At 66.6% G+C, this 1173-nt stretch carries 2 protein-coding genes; both read left to right on the top strand.

The annotated features are described in order from the left end of the window. On the top strand, positions 1 to 1021 hold a 1021-nt coding region (locus tag ON32_RS23455; RefSeq protein WP_040793190.1), incomplete at its 5' end, for a beta-ketoacyl reductase. A 50-nt stretch (positions 1022 to 1071) separates the two neighbouring features. Further along, a partial coding sequence (locus ON32_RS30920; RefSeq protein WP_157224301.1) for a polyketide synthase docking domain-containing protein occupies positions 1072 to 1173 on the top strand: 102 nt, incomplete at its 3' end.

The following is a 1173-nucleotide window of genomic DNA, read 5'->3' as shown; positions in this document are numbered from 1 at the left end:
TCTGTTCGCCACCCTGACCCCGGAACGATTGACCGAGGTGCTGCGACCGAAGGTGGATGCCGCATGGAATCTGCACGCGGCCACCGAACACCTGGACCTGTCGGCATTCGTGCTCTACTCCTCGATCGCGGGGGTGATCGGCAACCCCGGTCAGGCGAACTACGCCGCCGCCAATACGTTCCTCGACGCCCTGGCCCACCACCGCCACACCCGCGGACTGCCAGCGACCTCGGTGGTGTGGGGGCCATGGCAGCAGAGCAGCGGTATGACGAGCGGTTTGGGCGAGGCCGATCTGGTTCGTCTGCGGCGGGAAGGTCTGCTGCCGTTGGGAGATACGGACGGTATGCGGATGTTCGACGCCGCGATGGCGGGCGGCCGGGCGGTATTCGCGGCGGTGCGGATCGACCGCGCCGCACTGGGAGAAGCGGACCCGAACCACGTGCGTGCGGTCATGCGCGGTCTGGTCCGTCCGACACGTCGCCGGGCGGCCGAGGCGCCGAGCGAACCGCCGAATCCGGCGGCGCAACTGGCGGGCCTTTCCACCGCGGAACAGGAACGGCTCATTCTCGACGTGATCCGCACCCAGGCCGCGGCCGTACTGGGACACACCAGTGCGGACGCCACCGCCCCGGATAAACCGTTCAGCGATATCGGATTCGACTCGCTCGGTGTCATGGAATTCCGCAACCGACTACGCACCGCGATCGGTCTGCAACTGCCCACCACCGCGATGTTCGACTACCCCACCCCGGAAGCGTTGGCCGGGTTCATCCGCCGGGAGATAGCCCCGGTCGACGACCCGGCACAGCGCCTCGGGGCCGAGATCGAATCGCTGGCGCGCGAGTGCACAGCGGCCGCGCTGTCCCCCGAGGACCGTGCGGAACTGGCAAGCAGATTGACCGCGCTCGTCCGCGAACTCGAAGGCAAGGACGTCGGCGGAATCGACCCGGACGACACCGTCGACAACCTCGACGACGCGGACGACCGCGAATTGTTCGACTTCATCGACAACCTCGGCTGAATCACCCCGATCACCTCAGCCGAACCAGCAAGATCAGGAGCCCCACCCCGATGGCCGACAACGACGAGCTACGCCGGTATCTGAAGAAAACCGCGAAAGAGCTTTACGAGACCAAACAACAACTGCGCGAGCTCACCGACCGGTCGCGGGAA

It is taken from the genome of Nocardia paucivorans NBRC 100373, from assembly GCF_000308675.1.
In the GTDB taxonomy this organism is placed as follows: Bacteria; Actinomycetota; Actinomycetes; order Mycobacteriales; family Mycobacteriaceae; genus Nocardia; species Nocardia paucivorans.
Note: the sequence above shows the minus strand (reverse complement) of the source record. Positions and strands in the feature narration are given on the sequence as shown.